Below are 12,671 nucleotides of genomic sequence, written 5' to 3'. Positions count from 1 at the left end.
CAGGGCAAAATCGGTGAATGAATCCATTACTCACAGATGCGTCGTGCTCCGGTAAAGCTCTTGTGGTTGGAAGGGGAGGATAATCAGAATTCTCCTAGGAGAATATTGCAGGATTTTCTCTCGAAAAATATTGAGCTGCTATAAATTGTATGGAGAATATTATCCTTTCTCCATTACATGGTTTTCAGCATATCCCCGTCATACAAGCCTTTCTCTCCTTTTCCCGTTCATAGCAAGTCTTACACAGGTTGATGTTGTTTAATGCATCCCTCCACGAAGCCATGACCTTCTGCCTCCGGTTCTCCTCCTTACATTGGCGGCGGAAACGGTGGAATGGTTGAGGAACAACACGAGCAATGCGTCCCGTTTGGTGGATACGCTAATTAATAATGTCAGAACGGAAATAAACCGAGAATGTCTTGTTCTTACGCCAAAAGAAGCCGTTACCGATGGGCTCGGAGGGATTCGGACCCCCGACCTCCGCCGTGTGAAGGCGACGTCATAACCGGCTAGACCACGAGCCCCATGCATCGACCGGGATTCGAACCCGGGCTGTTGGCTTGGAAGGCCAAAATCATACCTCTAGATCATCGATGCGATGTGCCTATAGATGTTGTATCCGGAGATATTATTCTTATCTCTTCCGCCAGGTCCGACCCCGCTCGCCCGATCCCGCCATGCTTTCGTCCATCCGCAGGCCATCAACTATACCGGTTCAGTAAAGGGATGCTGGACCGGCTCGCCAGGGGGATAAAGGGAACGGGGGGCCCATCCTCACCCGATGGAGGGTTCCTTTCCCTCGTTTCCGTTCCTGCTCTTCTGCTCTTCGTCGGGAGTTCAGTAACCCTTCATCTCCCGCTCGATGTTCTCCAGCGCCGCCAGGCGTTTCTCGAGCGGGGGATGCGTGGAGAAGAGCTCCATCAGGGTGCTGCCGGAGAGAGCGGGGATGATGAAGAAGGCGTTCGCCCCCTCGATCTCCTGCTTCTTCTGCGGCGCGACGTACTCCATCCTCCCGCTGATCTTCTCGAGGGCGTTCGCCAGCGCCCGCGGCCTCCCCGTCAGTATGGCCGACCCGCGGTCCGCGGCGTACTCCCGGTAGCGGGAGAGCGCCCGGATCAGGAGCGTGCTGACGACCCACACGACGATCGAGACCAGGAAGACGATGATCCAGGGATTGCCGCCCTCCCGCCGCCCGCCGCCGCTGAACATGCCCATGAAGAACCAGTTCCGCACCAGGATGAAGGCGACCATGCTGATGAAGCTCGCCACCGTCAGGGTGAAGACGTCGCGGTAGCGGACGTGACTCAGCTCGTGGGCGAGCACCGCCTCGAGCTCGTCCCGGTTCAGGATCCGCATCAGGGAATCGGTCGCCGCCACCACGGCGTTCTTCGGGTTGCGGCCCGTCGCGAAGGCATTGGGCACCGGACTCGGCACGACGGCGACCCGCGGTTTCGGGATGCCCGCCTCCGCGGAGAGGCGCTCGACCATCCTGTGCAGTTCGGGGTACTCGTCCTCCCCGACGATCCGTGCCCCGGTGCTCCAGAGCACCAGACGGTCGGAGAAGAAGTACTGGAAGAACGCCATACCCCCTGCAAGGAGGATCAGGAACTCCCACCCGACCCCGAGCGCCGACAGTACGCCCAGAAAGACGAGGTACACCAGGAGGAGGAGGAGGAGCGTCATCCATATCCTCCAGGTGAGACCGAAGTCGCGCTTCCACTGCATAGTATATCATTATTGTGCGGCGATTGTAATAAGATATTCGTCGCAGAGCGAAAACCAAACTTCGTACGGGCGTGGAACATTCCGATGCAGGAGAATGCCGCGCCGATGCCCCCGCGGCCGCCTCCCTTCCCCCCGGAGGAGGCGGGATGCTGCGACCGGGCCTCCCGCCGCCCTCCCGGGGGTCGGGATGAACAGGTTTTTAAAAATGTATGCCTGAACCATGATCATGGGAGACGCCGGACCGGACGCACTCGCCGATATCGCGTACGGGCTCTTCGAGGTCTTTTTGAACAAAGAACTGCGCCGGAGAGGACTCTACCTCTTCGATCTGGTGGAGAGTGGGGCCGACTTCCTGCCGCAGTTCCGCGAGATCTTCGCAACCTTCGAGCAGGACTACGCCCTGCTCGCCGCCGCCCTGCGGCAGCGGTTCGGCGACGTTGAAGCCATCTACGCCCTGCTCCAGGCGGGGGAAGGGGTGGTGCCCTCCCGGACGACCCAGATGTACTGGATCGTCCAGGACGCTCCCGACGTGGAGCCGGAGGCGGTCGACGACGAGCAGGCCGGCAAATGGCTCATCTTCCTCGAGCCGGACAGGGTGGACGAGGCCTGGAAGAAGGTCCGCGACGAGACCTGCCGGGGGGGTCTCGGCATCTCCGCCAAGGTCAGCACCGCCAAACCGAACCCCGAGTCGCGGGACGAACGCAAGGTCATCTACGTCTACACCCGCGACTGGGAGGACGAGGCGGACGTGATGCGGGTGCGGGAGCGGCTGCGCGAGCTCGGCTTCACCGACCGCATCGGCTACAAGCGCAACATCGAGACCTACCGCGGGGAGTACAGCCGCAAGGGAAAAAGAGTGACGTATTACAGCGCCTAGGCCTTGCGCTCTTTGTTCTTGGGGCGGAGGTGGGTATAGCCGCACTTGCGGCAGTGCGTTGCCCGCAACGCGTTGCGGGCGTTGCAGCGCATGCATATCTTGACGTTCAGCAGTCGTGCCTCAGCTTCTGGAAATCGTGCCAACAGGAATCAACCCCAGCCTTATTACATCGTCCTTACCGGGGTATAAGAGTTTGTATCAGCCCCCCGCCCCGATCCGGGGCAGGAGCCAGTCACGGAACGCCGAGAGGGCCCGCGCCCGGTGGGAGATGCGGCTCTTCTCGGCAAGGGGCAGCTCGGCGAGGGTCCGCCCCTCCCACTCGACGATCGGATCGTAGCCGAACCCCCCGCTCCCCCGGGGGGGCACGATCCGCCCCTCGAGCACGCCGCGGAAGATGCGGATGCCGTCGGCATCGGCGTACGCGATCGCCGTCTCGAAGCGGGCGTCCCGGTCGTCCACACCCTCCAGGAGCTTCAGGATCCCCTCTTTCCCGATGGTGTCCAGGACGTAGGCGGCGTAGGGGCCGGGAAACCCCTTCAGGGCGCGGACATAGAATGCGGTATCGTCCACGATCAGCGGCCGCGAGAGGGCGGAATACGCAAACCGCGCCTTCCCCCGCGCGATCTCGCCCACATCGTCGTCCCGGAACTCGGGGCACTCCAGCGGGATATGCTCCACCTCCAGGATACCCTCGAAGTACGCCGCCACCTCCCGCGCCTTGTGGGCGTTGCTCGTCACAACGGCGAGCCTCACAGGTAGCGCCCCCGCCGCTCGATCTCCTGCTCGCGGCGGACCACCTCCGCCGCACCCGCAAACGTCTCCGCGTAGCCCTCCGCGAACGCCCGCTTGAGGTCCCCGGCATCCGGCGCCGTGCTCTCCAGCGTCTGGAAGAAGACGTGGATATCCACCCCGCGGCTCTCGATCTCGGAGGTGACCTGGGCCAGCCCGAAGTCGATCAGGACGATCTGCCCGTCGCGGAGGATCATGTTGCTCGTGGTCAGGTCGCCGTGGACGATGCCGGCAGCGTGCAGACGCCCGACGATCCGCCCGGCCTCCCACACGGCGTGCGGGGAGAGGGCGTACTTCAGGAGGTCGCCCTCCACCCGCTCCATCCAGATCGTGTCCTCCGTGATGTCCCGCAGGATCGGCGTGGGCACGCCGCTGCGGCGGGCGGCCGAGATGGTCCGGGCCTCCGCCCGCGTCCGCTCCGCGATGAGCCGCCGGTCCAGCGCCGGAACGCGGTAGGTCTTGCCCACCCGCCGCTTGGCGACGGCCGTCTCCCCGATCTCCACGACCGCCTCGGCGCCTCGGGCACGGTCCACCTCCTTCCGGGGGGCGAAGACGCCCGCCTCCTCCTTCCAGTTCACCTCCACCTCGTCGGCGCGGTACCCCGGGTTGACGTGGGAGCGCTCGATCGGGAGCACGTTCCCGTGCTCGAGCATGATCCGCCCGGTATAGGCGATCATCGCCCCGTTGTCCCCCAGGTAGAGCCGTTCGGGGACGTGGAAGGAGGCTCCCCGCTCTTCGCACATGATCGCGAGCATCTCCTGCAGGCGGGCGTTCGCCCCCACGCCGCCCACCAGCAGCACCTCGTCCTTGCCCGCATGAGCCAGGGCCCGCTCCGTCACCTCGACGCACATCGCGAACGCCGTCTCCTGGAGCCCGGCGCAGACGTCCGGGAGCGGGGCCCGGCACTCCTTGGCGGCGCTCACGAGCCCCGAGAAGGCGAGATCCATCCCCTTCACCGTATAGGGCAGCTCGACGTAACGCCCCTCCCGTGCGCACGCCTCGATCGCCGGCCCCCCGGGATGGCGGAGACCCTTGCTCCGGGCGAACTTGTCGAGAGCGTTCCCGAGCCCGATGTCCAGCGTCTCCCCGAAGATGCGGTAACGGCCGTTCAGGAACCCGAGCACCTGGGTGTTGGCCCCGCTGACGTAGAGGGTGACGGGATCGCGGCAGCCGGTCGCCCAGCAGCCGATCTCCACGTGCGCGACACAGTGGTTCACCCCGACCAGGGGCACGTCCAGCGCGAGGGCGAGCGAGCGGGCGGCGGTGGCGGCGGTCCGCAGGCAGGGGCCCAGCCCCGGCCCCTGCGAGAACGCCACGGCGGCGATGGTATCCGCGTCCTTCAGCACGCGGCAGATCAGATCCTTCATCACCGCGGCATGATGCTGGGCCGCCTCGCGGGGATGGATGCCGCCCGTCGGAGGCTGGTAGGGGCGGGAGTGGATCGATACCAGGTCTCTGTCAAAAAGAGCGGCACTGATGTTCCATGCCGTGCCTTCGATACCCAGCACCTGGCCCTGTACAGGCATCCAACCTTATTTCTTGAATTCCGTATAGCCGCACTTGCCGCAGGCGGCGCGATCCTCGTGCTCTGCCAGCAGCACCCCGGCACCGCAGCGGGGGCAGTGTTTCCGGGACAGTTGAGCCTTCCCGTCCTTGATCGTGTAGTACCCCGAACGCTTCGCCGCCATCATGCACCCTCTTCGGCCTTCTTGGGAACACCGCGTGCCATCAGGTACTTCGGCTCCGTCCTGTCCCGGCTCATCTCGGAGTCGTAGATCCGCGCCGTGCCCTCGAGCTCCATCGCCCCGAAGCGGGTCTTCAGGGAGTCGATGACCACCAGGTTCTCGTTCAGGTTCAGGATCGCCGCCAGCTTGCCCCGCACCTGGGCGCGGGACGGGGTGGCACCCGCGTAGGTCAGGACGTACTCTATCTCCCTGCGGTTCAGCAGCTCATTCCGAACGTCGCTTTGTATCTCAAAATCCATCGATATCCTCGTACTATTGTAGACGTGTTCTAATAAAGCATTCCATCGCGGCAGAGACCCGCCCGCGAGACGGCCCTGCAGGAGGAGTCACTCCCGCTCGAAGAGGGCCAGCAGCGCTTCTGCTTCTGCTTTTGCCTCCTCGCTCACTTCCCGGACCACGACCCCCTCCCCCGGCTGACCGTAGAGGACGATCGCACCGATCGGGGCCTGCAGCACCATCGGTATCACCGCCAGGTCCTCTTCCCCCTCCACCACCACGACCGCCGGGGGGTGCAGGATCGCCTCCCGCACCTTCTGGATCAGGTCGTCGGAGATCGCGCCCGGAGGATTGTGCGCCCGCAGGCGGCGCGACTTCAGGTCGGGGGTGCGGCTGCAGGGCGCCCGCATGGTGTGGCCGTCGATGACCGCCACATCCGGTACGACACCCCGGCGCGTCAGGTTGTGGGTGACCACATCGCCCACGGCGTAGACGACCCGCCCCCGGAGAAGGGGCAGGACCTCCGGGATGCCTGAATACAGGGTGCCGAACGGTCTCTGGAATCGGGACCGGTGCGCATCGGGCAGCCGGTACATCAGCGGACCTTCAGGGCGTACTTGCCGGGCAGCTTGATGTTCATCCGCTTGGCGATGTCGGAATGCTCCGGATCGATGATGATGAGGTAACCTGCCCAGTCCGTGCTGAGATTCGTGGTCCCGCAGACGGTGCAGCCCTCCCCCTCGACGACACGGTGGCACTCGCGGCAGACCGTCGCCTGTTTCCTATGGACCACCATGCTCCTTCTTCTCCTTCTCGTACTCTTCTGTGAGCCAGCGCTGCGTTCCCAGCCCCGCCTGCCGCATCGTCAGCCCGATCTTGCTCTCCCGCGGCTCCCGTTCGGAGAGCGAGAGAGTCACCACCCGCACGCGGACGAGGTCCCCCACCTCGATGAACCGCTTCGACTCCTGGCAGATGAGCCGCCCGTTCTTCTCGTCGTAGTTGATGAACTCATCGGAGATCTGGGACATGTGCAGCATCGCGTCGATGGGGCCCAGGCTGACGAAGGCGCCGAACGTCGTCGTCTCGACCACCTCCCCCTCGATCACCTCCTGCAGGCTCAGCCGCAGCACCAGCGCCTCGAACGTCACGTCGTAGAAGACGGCGCCGTCGCCGGGGATCATCTCCCCTTCTCCCGTCTCCAGGACCCGCGTCACCGCGATGAAGATGCCGATATCATTGTCGATGCTTCCTTCGAGCTGCTCCTCCAGCAGGCTGAGCACCACGGCATGCAGCGGCTCGCCCATACGGTGAGGCGGCACCCGCACCTTGTCAACCAACGTCATTTTGTAGTACATATCCTATCCCCGAATCAGTTCCAGCTTCTTCTGCCCCCGCATCACGATCACATCCACACCCCGCTCCAGCAGGGCGTCGCGGAGCCCGCGATCGTTCGTGACGACGACGCTCCCCGACGCCTCCGCCGCCTGCATCACCTTCTCGTCCACCGTGCCGCCCATGCCCTCGCTCTCCACGAGGCGGCAGCGCTCGCAGAGCTGCAGCCCCAGCCGGGCGGCGGCGGCGTCCCGCCCCCGCCCCCGGGCGATCCCTTCCAGCTCGCGGAGCACGTCGGTGAGGGTCATGGGTTCGTAGCGGCCGCAGAGACGGAGGAGCTCGTCGAAGAGGTCGATCCCGAACTGGCCGGGCAGCATGAGCGCGTTCGTGTCCAGCAGGATCCTCACGCGGTCAGGACGCCCATCCCGATCAGACGCCATCGGGCGCCCACCTGCCGGCTGATCGCGATCCGGGCGCCCACGTCCGCGCAGACCGGCCGTTTCAGGGCCACCTCCACGATGTCCTTCTTGGTGTTCGTCACCACACCCACGGTCACCGCCGTCCCCACGGAGAGCATCAGGGGCTCCTTGTGCCGCACGGGCTGGACGTCGACCTCGCTCTCGGAGCCCACCACGCGCTCCATCAGGGAGACCCGAAACGTCAGGCGGTCCCAGACCGGTGGCAGTTCTCCCGCATGGCCGGCCACCTGCCCCGCCAGGGCATCGCTCTTGGTGAGCGCGGGATCGAGCTTGGTGCCGACACCGACCAGCCCGCCCGGCGTCGCCTCGGACAGCTTCTTCGACCCCTTGGAGATGGAGGTGATCTTGGTGACGATCGGCTCCCAGCGCACGCGGTTCTCCACCTGCACCTGGAGACCGGGACGGATCTCGAGGTCGTCGCCCTCTCGCAGGACGCCGCGCACGAGAGAGCCGCCGACGACGCCGCCGCGGATGTCCTTCCAGCCGACCCCGGGGCGGTTGATGTCGAAGGAGCGGGCGATCAGCATCACCGCCGCAGCGTTCGGGTCGCGCTCCGGCACGGGGATGGTCTGGTCCAGGGCCTGGATGAGATCCCCCAGGTTGATCCCCTGCTGCGCCGAGACGGGGATGATCGGGGCGTTCTCCGCGATCGTCCCCCTGATGAAGGCCCGGATCTGCTGGTAGTGCTTCAGGGCGTCCGCCGGGGAGACCACGTCGATCTTGTTCTGGACGATCACGATGTTCCGGATCCCCACCAGGGAGAGCGCCATCAGGTGCTCCTTAGTCTGCGGCTGCGGGCAGGGTTCGTTGGCCGCGATGACGAGCATCGCCCCGTCCATGATCGCGGAGCCCGAGAGCATCGTCGCCATCAGGGTCTCGTGCCCCGGCGAGTCCACGAACGAGACGGAGCGGAAGGGGGCCGCCTTCGAGCCGTCTATCGGGCATACGGCGGTATGCGAGTAGGATTCGGGCCCCTCGTGGTTGGCGCAGCGGTAGAACGTCGCATCCGCGTAGCCGAGGCGGATGGAGATCCCGCGTTTGATCTCCTCGCTGTGACGATCCGTCCAGGTGCCGGTCAGGGCCTTGACGAGCGTCGTCTTGCCGTGGTCCACGTGCCCCACCACGCCGATGTTCACGTCGGGTATGGTTACATCATGCAAATATGTTCGAACCTCCTGATTCAGATGAGATTGCGGCTCGCAACCCGATAATCCTGAACGTTTCCTTCAAGAGTCCTGTATATATTGGTTCCTGCCGGGTATTAAATAATGGTATATACGTCCCATATATAGGCTGTGCAGATCCCCGATCGATCGGCGGCAGTTCGCCGCCGCCTCCGCCTACTCTTTCTCCCCTCTCCGCCCGCCCGGCTGGAAGCCCGCCCGATCGGGCACGGTCCCCCCCGGCGACCAGTGGATCCCCTGCAACGAGCGGATGTGGTCCCGCCCCCGCGTCTCGGCTCTCCGCTTCTCCTCCGACTCGGGGATCGCCTGCAGGATCCCCTCGCGATGCCTCTCGATGTGGCCGCTGTACCACAGGAAGATCTGCTCCAGCTCCGACACCGCCCGGCGGCACTCCCCGGGATCGGACGATCGCCCTCTCTTCAACGCCCTCCGCACTCTCCTCTCGGCCTCGTCGCGGAGACCCTCCATGACCGTGGCATGGTAGACGGCCGAAGCCGCCGCCCGCCGCCACTCCCGCCCCGCTTCGGGGCCCTCTTCCGGTGCAGGCATACACCGCCTCCGTTGGTTGCCAGGTCCGGGAGCCCGGCATGCGGAGTGCCGCCTCTCCGATGCGGCAGCGTCCCCGTATCCGCCGGGGTGCGGATGGCGCGGGTATCCGCCCTCTCCGTTCACCCTGCGGGGCACGGAGGTACTCCCTCCGTCCCGATGGCCGCCCGGATGCAGCGATCAACTATATCGCATAGGATGACAAAAATTATGGCTGGAGTACCTAAATCTGTCTGAGGCGCCATGACACCGGATAACGAACTCTCCCGCATCGGAATCTCCCTTCCCAAACATCTCCTGGACAAGTTCGACGAGATCATCGATTACCGCGGCTACTCGTCCCGATCCGAGGGCATCCGGGACGCGATCCGCAGCTACATCACCCACTACCAGTGGATGTCCGACGTGAAGGGCGAACGGCAGGGTGTCATCACCATGATCTACGACCACGACCAGAGGGGGCTGCTCCAGACGCTCCTCGACATCCAGCACGAGTACATGGACGTCATCCAGGCATCCATGCACGCCCACGTGACCCACGACCGCTGCCTCGAGGTGATCCTGCTCCGGGGCGAAGGCTCGGACTTGAAGAACATCGCGGAGCGGCTGATGTCGCAGAAAGGGGTGGAGTCGGTGAAGCTGATCACGATCCCCCTGCGGGACTAGCCTCCGCCCTCGCAGCTCTGGTCCGTGTGCTGCCAGGCGTCCTGCATCCTGGCAAAGTCCCTCTCCTCTTCGAGCCTTTTCTTGATGTCCTCCGTGATGGTCTCCCGCTTCTGCTCCTCCCCGGCAGCGCTCACCAGGTAGTCCACCCGGTAGAGGAGGTGCGTGCAGTCCAGCTGGGCGTAGGTGTCCGCCCCGACCCGCTCCAGCCTCTCCACCCGCCCGATGGTTCCCGTGCGGGGATAGCGCACCTGCATGCCAACAACGACTTCGTCCGCGTTCATGACACGTACGAATGGTCCGGCCAAAGTATAAAAATATCCTTGCGCCATGCTAAGGTATGGGTTATACCATCCGGCGTGTGGAGAAGCGTTTTTTTCGGGGCACTCACCGCGCACGCCCCCCGGAGGATGTACACGGCGCGATCGCGCCCCTGATGCCCGCCATCGGGGTCGCGGAGGTCGTGGATATCACCGAGACCGAGCGGCTCGACATCCCCGTCTTTGCTGCGGTCCGACCCCGGACGGCGGTCGGGGCGACCCGATTCTTCTCCGGAAAGGGGATCGAGCCCCGCCAGGCGGAGGTGGCGGCGGGGATGGAGGCGATCGAACGCTACTCGGCGGAGTACCACGGGGACCGCATGGAGCTCGCCAGCTACGAGGAGATCGGGCTGACGCGGGCTCTGGATCCCCGGGATCTGATGCTCGCCCGCCCCCTGGGCGTGGGCGAGAAGATCCACTGGAGCCCGGGCTGGGACATCCTGAACGACGAGGCGGTGATGGTGCCGAGCAACGCCGTCTTCCACCCCTACATCTCGCTGGGGGAGACCGAACGTCTCTTCCGCAGCGATACCACCGGGCTCGCCGCCGGGTGCGCCATGGAGGAGGCGATCCTGCACGCCCTGATGGAGGTGGTGGAGTGGGATGCCCTGAGCGTCGCCGAGCGGAAGAAATCCCTGGGGCGGCGGCTGCGCATCGACGGGGGAGGGGATGCGCGGAATCTTCTCGACCGCTTCCAGGCGGCAGGGATCGAGATCCACCTCTGGCTCGTCGAAGGGCGCACCGCCCTTCCCACCGTCGCTGCCGCGGCGGACGATACGCAGACGCGGGATCCCGCCATGCTGGTGATGGGCGTCGGCACCCACACCAGTCCCGAGATCGCCGCGGTGAACGCCCTGCTGGAAGTGGCGGAGACCCGCTCGCTCATGCTGCACGGGATGGTGAAGGAGGAATACCGCATCGAGATGGCCCGCCGGGCGGGCTACGAGCGGCTGAAGCGCATCAACAAGGTCTGGTTCGCCCCGGCCGAGGAGGTGCGGATCGAGGACGTGGAGGACGTCAGTACTCCCTGGTTCGACGAGGACATCGATGCGGCGCTTCGGCAGGTCGGCGAGCATGCGGACCGTGTCTGCATGGTGGACCTCACCCGCACGGCGGTTCCGGTCGTGCGGATCGTCGTCCCGGGGTTCGAGCTCTCCCATGCGGATCAGGAGCGGGGCGGCAGATCCGTCTGAAATGTGCCAATCGGACCTGGCGAGGACCGGATAACCGGAATACGTCTCCGGGCAGGTGCGGCACTCTCGCGAAGGTGCACCCCCATTCCCGGGCATGTTCCCGTCTGCGACCGGAGGGGGGAGATGCAACAGAACAGGCAGACGCAGTGCGATTTCAGGGAGGCGAACGCGGATCGGGCCTGATCCACACGTATCCCTGTATCGCAGTTCCAGAGCATGCTGGGGGGCTCTCTTGCCCCCTCCCCCGAGCCCCGCCCCGGCGAATGCGACAGCCCGGAGGATACAGAGGGGAACTCACGCCAATCGGCTCTACCAATCTCGGGAGGTATCGCAGCGGCGGGGAAGGGGCGCACCCCCTCCCCCCCATGGTGCGATAGGGCCTGTTCCGGGAGGGATCTCTTTTCCACTCCAACCCGGTTTGACCTGCCATCTCGCCAGGGTCGATAGAGAATTCGGCATGTGCAGGCGGTTGTTCGCAGGGACGAGCGGATAGGGAGAGGAGGAATCTCTCAAAATCGCGCAGGTCTTCCGTGCTCTCCTGCTGGACCGGGGTCCCCCCCTCGTCCCCGCCGCCAGCCTGGTCCGCGGAAAGGCTGTTGAGGTGATGGGAATGATCCCTGACAGTGCCCTAGAACCACACTTTCTTCAGCGTTCCTATCAGGGCCCGCGTGCTCCTGCGGGGCTCGCCAGCCTCCCCCCCGGCGATCCGCTTTCCCTGGAGCGCCTGGAAGATATGGGAGACCGCCGCCCCGTGGGAGGGGCCGTAGCCCCCCTCCAGCACCAGCGCCAGGGGGAGATCGCTCGCCCCCATCAGGATGCGGGTGAGCACCCCGAAGTCCGCGGGTTGCAGGCACATGCTGCCGTGCCGGTCGTCGGCGAGCGGATCCTGGCCGGCCGAGACGATCAGCAGATCGGGGCGGAACCGCTCCAGCGCCGGCACGAACAGTTCGGTGAAGACCGCGCGGTAATCCGAGATCGTCGCCCCCTTCTTGAGGGGGACGTTCAGCGAGTAGCCCCGCCCGCTGCCGCTCCCGATCTCGTCCACCCATCCCGTCCGCGGGAAGGCGCCCTCCTGGTGGACCGAGCAGTAGAGCACCCGGTCGGACCCGTAAAAGATGTTCTGCGTGCCGTTGCCGTGGTGCAGATCCCAGTCGACGATCGCCACCCGCTCGACGGATGTGAGCGCGTTTGCCGCGGCAATCGCGGCGTTGTTCAGGAGACAGAATCCCATCGCCTGATCGGCCTCGGCGTGGTGCCCGGGCGGGCGGACGAGCGCAAAGCAGTGCTCGCCGTCCATCGCCCGCTCAACAGCCGCGATCGCCGAGCCTGCGGCGCAGGCAGCCACTTCGAACGAGTGGGCCGTGACGTAGGTGTTCGGATCGATGAAGTGGGCACCGCTGGAGATCTCCTGCAGCCAGCGGAGATAGCCGGGGTGGTGGACCCGCTCCAGGTCCCGGCGGGACGCCTTTCTCGGTTCCCGCCAGGTGATCCCGGCGGGTGCGCCGCCCAGCACCTGGCGGATCCGTGCGCCGGACTCGGTATGCGTCTCGATATCGTGTTCTGCAAAGACATCCCCGCAGATTGCCGAGCACCGCGTCATGG

Annotated in this window: 17 protein-coding genes and 2 tRNA genes; 3 read left to right on the top strand and 16 right to left on the bottom strand. The window is 65.3% G+C overall.

The features are described 5' to 3' along the window. Positions 1–450: 450 nt before the first annotated feature. From QMC96_08835 to htpX, 3 genes are all read right to left on the bottom strand, one after another. A tRNA-Val gene (locus tag QMC96_08835) sits at positions 451–524 on the bottom strand. A gap of 2 nt (positions 525–526) precedes the next feature. Then, positions 527–597 (bottom strand) — tRNA-Gly (locus QMC96_08830). Between the two features lie 240 nt (positions 598–837). Then, positions 838–1,725, bottom strand: coding sequence for a zinc metalloprotease HtpX (htpX, locus tag QMC96_08825; GenBank protein MDI6876859.1), 888 nt, complete (start codon positions 1,723–1,725; stop codon positions 838–840). A 226-nt stretch (positions 1,726–1,951) separates the two neighbouring features. Between htpX and QMC96_08820 the strand changes: the two genes are divergently transcribed. Then, positions 1,952–2,602: a DUF1917 domain-containing protein gene (locus QMC96_08820; protein MDI6876858.1), complete on the top strand. Its 651-nt coding sequence runs from the start codon at positions 1,952–1,954 to the stop codon at positions 2,600–2,602. Here QMC96_08820 and QMC96_08815 read toward each other — a convergent pair. From QMC96_08815 to QMC96_08765, 11 genes are all read right to left on the bottom strand, one after another. After that, on the bottom strand, positions 2,599–2,745 hold the full coding sequence (locus tag QMC96_08815) for a 50S ribosomal protein L40e (GenBank protein ID MDI6876857.1): 147 nt from the start codon (positions 2,743–2,745) through the stop codon (positions 2,599–2,601). The genes QMC96_08820 and QMC96_08815 overlap by 4 nt on opposite strands. Before the next feature lie 55 nt (positions 2,746–2,800). Further along, on the bottom strand, positions 2,801–3,355 hold the full coding sequence (gene rdgB / locus QMC96_08810; GenBank protein MDI6876856.1) for an RdgB/HAM1 family non-canonical purine NTP pyrophosphatase: 555 nt from the start codon (positions 3,353–3,355) through the stop codon (positions 2,801–2,803). Then, positions 3,352–4,917 carry a bifunctional N(6)-L-threonylcarbamoyladenine synthase/serine/threonine protein kinase gene (locus QMC96_08805; GenBank protein ID MDI6876855.1) on the bottom strand — a complete coding sequence of 522 codons (1,566 nt, stop codon included), beginning with the start codon at positions 4,915–4,917 and terminating at the stop codon, positions 3,352–3,354. Before QMC96_08805 ends, rdgB begins: the two co-directional genes overlap by 4 nt. A gap of 6 nt (positions 4,918–4,923) precedes the next feature. Then, positions 4,924–5,079, bottom strand: a complete 156-nt coding sequence (locus tag QMC96_08800; protein MDI6876854.1) for a 30S ribosomal protein S27ae — start codon at positions 5,077–5,079, stop codon at positions 4,924–4,926. Then, positions 5,079–5,375, bottom strand: coding sequence for a 30S ribosomal protein S24e (locus tag QMC96_08795; GenBank protein MDI6876853.1), 297 nt, complete (start codon positions 5,373–5,375; stop codon positions 5,079–5,081). Before QMC96_08795 ends, QMC96_08800 begins: the two co-directional genes overlap by 1 nt. 87 nt (positions 5,376–5,462) lie before the next feature. Continuing rightward, complete coding sequence (locus QMC96_08790) at positions 5,463–5,948, bottom strand: GTP-dependent dephospho-CoA kinase family protein (GenBank protein ID MDI6876852.1); 486 nt, start codon at positions 5,946–5,948, stop codon at positions 5,463–5,465. Continuing rightward, positions 5,948–6,148, bottom strand: coding sequence for a transcription elongation factor subunit Spt4 (gene spt4 / locus QMC96_08785; protein MDI6876851.1), 201 nt, complete (start codon positions 6,146–6,148; stop codon positions 5,948–5,950). Before spt4 ends, QMC96_08790 begins: the two co-directional genes overlap by 1 nt. Next, positions 6,135–6,707 carry a DNA-directed RNA polymerase gene (locus QMC96_08780; protein MDI6876850.1) on the bottom strand — a complete coding sequence of 191 codons (573 nt, stop codon included), beginning with the start codon at positions 6,705–6,707 and terminating at the stop codon, positions 6,135–6,137. The genes spt4 and QMC96_08780 overlap by 14 nt, the downstream gene beginning before the upstream one ends. Positions 6,708–6,710: 3 nt before the next feature. Then, positions 6,711–7,124, bottom strand: a complete 414-nt coding sequence (locus QMC96_08775) for a nucleotide-binding protein (protein MDI6876849.1) — start codon at positions 7,122–7,124, stop codon at positions 6,711–6,713. After that, on the bottom strand, positions 7,088–8,323 hold the full coding sequence (locus QMC96_08770) for a translation initiation factor IF-2 subunit gamma (protein ID MDI6876848.1): 1,236 nt from the start codon (positions 8,321–8,323) through the stop codon (positions 7,088–7,090). The genes QMC96_08775 and QMC96_08770 overlap by 37 nt, the downstream gene beginning before the upstream one ends. A gap of 180 nt (positions 8,324–8,503) precedes the next feature. Beyond that, complete coding sequence (locus QMC96_08765; GenBank protein MDI6876847.1) at positions 8,504–8,896, bottom strand: hypothetical protein; 393 nt, start codon at positions 8,894–8,896, stop codon at positions 8,504–8,506. A gap of 240 nt (positions 8,897–9,136) precedes the next feature. Here QMC96_08765 and nikR point away from each other — a divergent pair, with 240 nt between their 5' ends. Further along, positions 9,137–9,559, top strand: a complete 423-nt coding sequence (nikR, locus tag QMC96_08760) for a nickel-responsive transcriptional regulator NikR (protein MDI6876846.1) — start codon at positions 9,137–9,139, stop codon at positions 9,557–9,559. Here nikR and QMC96_08755 read toward each other — a convergent pair. Next, positions 9,556–9,840 carry a DUF2098 domain-containing protein gene (locus QMC96_08755; GenBank protein MDI6876845.1) on the bottom strand — a complete coding sequence of 95 codons (285 nt, stop codon included), beginning with the start codon at positions 9,838–9,840 and terminating at the stop codon, positions 9,556–9,558. The two genes, nikR and QMC96_08755, sit on opposite strands and share 4 nt — an antisense overlap. Before the next feature lie 56 nt (positions 9,841–9,896). Between QMC96_08755 and QMC96_08750 the strand changes: the two genes are divergently transcribed. Then, positions 9,897–11,069 (top strand): YcaO-like family protein, encoded by a 1,173-nt coding sequence (locus tag QMC96_08750; GenBank protein ID MDI6876844.1) that lies wholly within the window; start codon positions 9,897–9,899, stop codon positions 11,067–11,069. Between the two features lie 628 nt (positions 11,070–11,697). Here the strand turns inward: QMC96_08750 and QMC96_08745 are convergent. Further along, the gene (locus QMC96_08745) at positions 11,698–12,669 is read right to left on the bottom strand and encodes a histone deacetylase (protein ID MDI6876843.1); all 972 of its coding nucleotides are present in this window, start codon (positions 12,667–12,669) and stop codon (positions 11,698–11,700) included. Positions 12,670–12,671 lie beyond the last annotated feature (2 nt).

This window comes from Methanomicrobiales archaeon (assembly GCA_030019205.1).
GTDB lineage: Archaea > Halobacteriota > Methanomicrobia > Methanomicrobiales > JACTUA01 > JASEFH01.
This window is presented reverse-complemented; position numbering and strand designations above follow the sequence as displayed.

Bases quoted from the DNA above. Each gene is read 5' to 3' on its own strand.
- QMC96_08745 (MDI6876843.1), bottom strand. From the start codon at position 12,669: ATGACGCGGTGCTCGGCAATCTGCGGGGATGTCTTTGCAGAACACGAT.
- nikR (MDI6876846.1), top strand. From the start codon at position 9,137: ATGACACCGGATAACGAACTCTCCCGCATCGGAATCTCCCTTCCCAAA.
- QMC96_08790 (MDI6876852.1), bottom strand. From the start codon at position 5,948: ATGTACCGGCTGCCCGATGCGCACCGGTCCCGATTCCAGAGACCGTTC.
- QMC96_08805 (MDI6876855.1), bottom strand. From the start codon at position 4,917: ATGCCTGTACAGGGCCAGGTGCTGGGTATCGAAGGCACGGCATGGAAC.
- QMC96_08775 (MDI6876849.1), bottom strand. From the start codon at position 7,124: ATGGCGTCTGATCGGGATGGGCGTCCTGACCGCGTGAGGATCCTGCTG.
- htpX (MDI6876859.1), bottom strand. From the start codon at position 1,725: ATGCAGTGGAAGCGCGACTTCGGTCTCACCTGGAGGATATGGATGACG.
- QMC96_08750 (MDI6876844.1), top strand. From the start codon at position 9,897: ATGGGTTATACCATCCGGCGTGTGGAGAAGCGTTTTTTTCGGGGCACT.
- spt4 (MDI6876851.1), bottom strand. From the start codon at position 6,148: ATGGTGGTCCATAGGAAACAGGCGACGGTCTGCCGCGAGTGCCACCGT.
- QMC96_08765 (MDI6876847.1), bottom strand. From the start codon at position 8,896: ATGCCTGCACCGGAAGAGGGCCCCGAAGCGGGGCGGGAGTGGCGGCGG.
- QMC96_08755 (MDI6876845.1), bottom strand. From the start codon at position 9,840: ATGAACGCGGACGAAGTCGTTGTTGGCATGCAGGTGCGCTATCCCCGC.
- QMC96_08800 (MDI6876854.1), bottom strand. From the start codon at position 5,079: ATGGCGGCGAAGCGTTCGGGGTACTACACGATCAAGGACGGGAAGGCT.
- QMC96_08795 (MDI6876853.1), bottom strand. From the start codon at position 5,375: ATGGATTTTGAGATACAAAGCGACGTTCGGAATGAGCTGCTGAACCGC.
- QMC96_08820 (MDI6876858.1), top strand. From the start codon at position 1,952: ATGGGAGACGCCGGACCGGACGCACTCGCCGATATCGCGTACGGGCTC.
- QMC96_08780 (MDI6876850.1), bottom strand. From the start codon at position 6,707: ATGTACTACAAAATGACGTTGGTTGACAAGGTGCGGGTGCCGCCTCAC.